This is a genomic window from Roseateles sp. P5_E11, assembly GCF_054049355.1.
The window spans coordinates 1-4,422 of sequence record NZ_JBFUMO010000490.1 but is presented as its reverse complement, the minus strand read 5'-3'; the positions used below and the strand labels follow the sequence as shown (position 1 = coordinate 4,422).

Annotated in this window: 6 protein-coding genes; 4 read left to right on the top strand and 2 right to left on the bottom strand. The window is 68.1% G+C overall.

Going from position 1 to position 4,422, the window contains the following annotated elements; all coding sequences use genetic code 11:
- The first annotated feature begins 15 nt into the window (after positions 1 to 15).
- The 4 genes from ACXJKR_RS25340 to ACXJKR_RS25325 are packed head-to-tail and all read left to right on the top strand — an operon-like array spanning position 16 to position 3,757.
- Positions 16 to 801, top strand: coding sequence for a LytR/AlgR family response regulator transcription factor (locus ACXJKR_RS25340; protein ID WP_457325182.1), 786 nt, complete (start codon positions 16 to 18; stop codon positions 799 to 801).
- A gap of 51 nt (positions 802 to 852) precedes the next feature.
- Positions 853 to 1,107 carry a hypothetical protein gene (locus ACXJKR_RS25335; protein ID WP_056199013.1) on the top strand — a complete coding sequence of 85 codons (255 nt, stop codon included), beginning with the start codon at positions 853 to 855 and terminating at the stop codon, positions 1,105 to 1,107.
- Between the two features lie 10 nt (positions 1,108 to 1,117).
- Positions 1,118 to 1,933, top strand: coding sequence for a hypothetical protein (locus ACXJKR_RS25330; RefSeq protein ID WP_457325181.1), 816 nt, complete (start codon positions 1,118 to 1,120; stop codon positions 1,931 to 1,933).
- 54 nt (positions 1,934 to 1,987) lie between these two features.
- Positions 1,988 to 3,757 (top strand): glutamine--tRNA ligase/YqeY domain fusion protein, encoded by a 1,770-nt coding sequence (locus tag ACXJKR_RS25325; RefSeq protein ID WP_457325180.1) that lies wholly within the window; start codon positions 1,988 to 1,990, stop codon positions 3,755 to 3,757.
- Positions 3,758 to 3,760: 3 nt separating this feature from the next.
- Here ACXJKR_RS25325 and ACXJKR_RS25320 read toward each other — a convergent pair whose 3' ends face one another.
- Positions 3,761 to 3,985: a hypothetical protein gene (locus tag ACXJKR_RS25320; protein ID WP_457325179.1), complete on the bottom strand. Its 225-nt coding sequence runs from the start codon at positions 3,983 to 3,985 to the stop codon at positions 3,761 to 3,763.
- A 128-nt stretch (positions 3,986 to 4,113) separates the two neighbouring features.
- The coding region (locus tag ACXJKR_RS25315; RefSeq protein WP_457325178.1) for a hypothetical protein at positions 4,114 to 4,422 on the bottom strand (309 nt) is incomplete at its 5' end.

Here is a 4,422-nt window from a genome sequence, read left to right as displayed (position 1 = left end):
CATCGAGATTCCGACATGACCACCGCCCTGATCGCCGAAGACGAGCCCCTGCTCGCCGAGAACCTGCGCGCCGAACTGGCTGCTGCCTGGCCCGATCTCCAGATTGCCGCCCAGGCCGGCAGCGGCACGGCCGCCGTCGAGCTGGCGCTGCAGCACCGCCCCCAGGTCTGCTTCCTCGACATCCGCATGCCTGGCATGACGGGGCTGGAGGCCGCCCAGGCCATCACCGAAGACTGGCCCGACGATGCCGGCGCCCTGCCGCTGTTCGTCTTCGTCACGGCCTATGACCAGTACGCCCTGCAGGCCTTCGAGACCGCGGCGGCCGACTATCTGCTCAAGCCCGTCACGCCCGAACGCCTGGCCCAGTGTGTGGCGCGGCTGCAGGCCCGCCTGGCCGAGCCCGAGCAAGTGGCACAAGGCGACGCGACGCTGGCCTCGCTGCGCCAGTTGCTGACCCAGGTGACGGCGCCGGCACCGAGGTTGCGTCATCTGCAGGCGGCCGTCGGCGACGCCATCGAGCTGGTGCCGCTGGACGACATCGTCTACCTGGAAGCCGCCGACAAATACGTGCGCGCCGTGACCGCCGAGCGCGACTACTGGGTGCGCGTGTCGCTGCGCGAACTGCTGCCGCAGCTGGACGCCGAGCGCTTCTGGCAGGTGCACCGCTCCACCGTCGTCAACATCGACGCCGTGGCGCGCGCCCTGCGCCAGGAAAACGGCACGGTGCTGCTGGAACTGCGCCTGCGCCCCGAAAAGCTGACCGTCAGCCGCGTGCACGCAAATCGTTTCAAAGCCCTGTAGCCGCGCGATAGCGGGGCTTCGATGAAAACCGTATAAACGGTTTTCATCGTTATGAGCCACGCCCGCAAACCCGCCCCTCCCGAACGCGCCAAGCTCGTGCGCGACGGCTTCACCATGCCCGAAGCCGACTACGCGCTGCTGAAGGAACTCAAGCTGCGCCTGCACGACGTGAAGCGTGAAGCCAAGAAGAGCGAGCTGCTGCGCGCGGGCTTGCAGGCCCTGGCCCAGCTCGACGCCAAGGCGCTGGCCGCCGCGCTGGACCGGCTGGCGCCGGTCAAGACCGGACGGCCACCGAAGGCGGGCTGAGGAGAACACCATGCTCGACGCAACCTACTGGTGGCATCTGCTCTGCGCCATCGCCGGCCTCAATCTGATCGCCTGGACGGCCTCGACCGCCTGGCTGCACCGCAACCGCCCCGACGGCACCACCTGGCCCCACCAGCGCCTGCAGCTGCTGCTGTCGGCGCTTTACGTGCTGGGCTGCGGCTACCGCTCCTTGCTGCCGGTCTTTGACGTGCCGCGCCTCGTCATGGTGGATTCCTGGGCGTCCAGCGTGCTGGTCGGCCGCACCGTCGCCACCATCGCCGAGCTGAGCTTTGCCGCCCAATGGGCACTGCTGCTGCGCGGCGCGGCGCTGGCGACCGGGCACCGCTTCAGCCTCCGGGTAGCGGGCGCCGTGCTGCCGCTGATCGCCATCGCCGAGGTCAATTCCTGGTATGCCGTGCTGACGACGCGCAATATCGGCCATGTCGTCGAAGAGACCCTGTGGGGCACGGTCGCCCTGCTCAGCGTGCTGGCGCTGCTGGCCATGTGGCCGCACGCCACGCGAGCGGCGCGGCGCTGGCTGGGCCTGGCCATCGTCGCGGGTGCGATCTACGCGGCCTATATGTTCGCGGTGGATGTGCCCATGTACTGGGCACGCTGGCTGGCCGACGAAGCCGCCGGCCGGGCCTACCCCAGCCTCGTGGCGGGTGTGGCCGACGCCAGCAGCCGCTGGACGGTCTCGCACGACTGGGCGCATTGGCGCAGCGAAGTCGTCTGGATGACGCTGTACTTCAGCGTGGCCGTCTGGATCAGCATTGGGCTGGCCCACGTGCGGTTGCCGCTGCGGGTACAGCAGCCACGTCCTTAGAATCGGCGCACTGCGGGCCTGGAACACGGCCCGCTTCCATTTCCAGAGCCGACGATGAGCAACCCCGCTGCACCCGCTGCACCTGCGACGAACTTCCTGCGCCAGCGCATCGAGAACGACCTCGAGACCGGCGCGTTCGCGGGCCGCCACTTCGCCGGCACGCCCGGCGACGCCGCCCACCACAATGCCGGCCCGCTGGACGAGGCGCGCATCCGCACCCGCTTCCCGCCCGAGCCCAACGGCTATCTGCACATCGGCCACGCCAAGGCCATCTGCCTGAACTTCGGCCTCGCACGCGACTACGGCGGCGCCTGCCACCTGCGCTTCGACGACACCAACCCCGAGAAGGAGGAGCTGGAGTACGTCAACGCCATCAAGGAGATGGTGCAGTGGCTGGGCTGGTCCTGGGGCGACAACCTGTTCGAGGCCAGCAGCTATTTCGACTTCATGTACGCCGCCGCCGAGGCGCTGGTCAACGCCGGCCATGCCTACGTGGACGAGCAGAGCGCCGAGGACATGCGCGCCAACCGCGGCGACTTCGGCCGCCCGGGCGTCAACAGCCCCTTCCGCGACCGCTCTGCCGAAGAGAACCTGGCCCGCCTGCGTGAAATGCGCGATGGTCAGCATGCCGACGGCGCCATGGTGCTGCGAGCGAGGATCGACATGGCCTCGCCCAACATCAACCTGCGCGACCCGACGCTGTACCGCATCAAGCATGCGGAACACCACGCGACGGGAAACAAGTGGTGCATCTACCCGATGTACACCTTCGCCCACCCGATCGAGGACGCACTGGAGCGCATCACCCACAGCATCTGCACGCTGGAGTTCGAAGACCAGCGCCCCTTCTACGACTGGCTGCTGGAGCACCTGGCCGACCTCGGCATGCTGGCCCGCCCGCTGCCGCAGCAGATCGAGTTCGGCCGCCTGAACCTGAACTACGTCGTCACCAGCAAGCGCAAGCTGCGCCAGCTGGTGGAAGAAAAGCACGTCAGCGGCTGGGACGACCCGCGCATGCCGACACTGGTGGGCCTGCGCCGCCGCGGCTTCACGCCGGCGAGCGTGCGCGCCATGGTCGAGGCCACGGGCGCCAGCAAGCAGAACGCCTGGATCGACGACACCGTGCTCGACCAGGCCCTGCGCGCCGACCTCGAGCCGCAGGCACCCCGCGCGTTTGCCGTGCTGCAGCCGCTCAAGCTCAAGCTGACGAACTACGCCGAGGTCTTCGGCAGCGCCGACCACCGCGAGCCCTGTGAGACGGCGGCCCACCCGCACAAGCCCGAACTGGGCCTGCGCAAGTTCTCGCTCGGCCCCGAACTGTGGATCGAGGCCGAGGACTTCATGGAGACGCCGCCCAAGGGCTATTTCCGTCTGTTCCCCGGCAACAAGGTGCGCCTGAAGGCCGGCTACATCATCGAATGCACCGGCGCCGAGAAGGACGCCGCGGGCAATATCACCGCGGCGCTGGCGGCGGTCATTCCCGACACCAAGAGCGGCACGCCGGGCGCGGATGCCGTCAAGGTCAAGGGCACGATTGGCTGGGTTGGGGCACACGAGGCCGTCGCGGCTGAAGTGCGCCTGTACGAGCGCCTGTTTGCAGAGCCCCAGCCCGATGCTGGTGGCCGCGACTTCATCGAGTTCCTGAACCCCAATTCGCTGCGCGTCGTGCAGGCCTTTGTCGAGCCCTCGCTCGCGGATGCGCCGTCAGATGCGCGCTGGCAGTTCGAGCGCCACGGCTACTTCGTCACGGACCGCGTCGACCACCGCGCCGACAAACCTGTTTTCAACAAGATCACCGGGCTGAAGGACAGCTTCTCCAAATAGCCCTCAGTCGCGCGCGCCCCCGCAACGCAGCACGATGGGCACGGCGTATTCGCGGCCGACGACGGCGCGGGCGAACAGATAGTTCTGCCGCGCCCGGTCGCTCAGGGAATCCAGCCGCACGCCACCCTGCGCATCACAGGGAAAGGCCAGTCCGCGGCCGGCCTGGAACAGGGACTCGAAACGCAACTCGTAGTTGTYGCTCATCAGGGGCATGGGGCGTGAGTTCATGGGGCACMTCGTCTTGCTTGCAGACTAGGCGCCGCATGGGGCCCTTGCGCGTGAAAAGGTCGCAGCTGAACTTGCTGCCCCCCGCACTTGACTGCCCGGGCGCCAAGATGTCACGCCCGTAGCATGTCCTAACGCAGCGACCCGCGCAGCACGTCGATCTGGAAGGGCCGGTCGTTCATCTCGATGAGGGCCGGGCTGGGCACGTTCAGCGTCATCAACCGGCGCTGAGGCAGGTTGAGCAGCGCCAGCGAGGGCTGCAGGTGCTGGCGCAGCAGAGCCTGCAGCGAGCCGTCCGCATAAGCCTGGCGCAGGCCGCGCGCAATGCGCTCGATGGCTTGCTGGTTGCCGGGATGGGTATAGATGTATTGCGGCAGGTCGTAGGACAGCAGCAGGCTGTCGTCCAGCGCCAGACCCTTGAGGCCGGTGTGGGCCTGCAC

Bases quoted from the DNA above. Each gene is read 5' to 3' on its own strand.
- ACXJKR_RS25340 (WP_457325182.1), top strand. From the start codon at position 16: ATGACCACCGCCCTGATCGCCGAAGACGAGCCCCTGCTCGCCGAGAAC.
- ACXJKR_RS25330 (WP_457325181.1), top strand. From the start codon at position 1,118: ATGCTCGACGCAACCTACTGGTGGCATCTGCTCTGCGCCATCGCCGGC.
- ACXJKR_RS25335 (WP_056199013.1), top strand. From the start codon at position 853: ATGAGCCACGCCCGCAAACCCGCCCCTCCCGAACGCGCCAAGCTCGTG.
- ACXJKR_RS25325 (WP_457325180.1), top strand. From the start codon at position 1,988: ATGAGCAACCCCGCTGCACCCGCTGCACCTGCGACGAACTTCCTGCGC.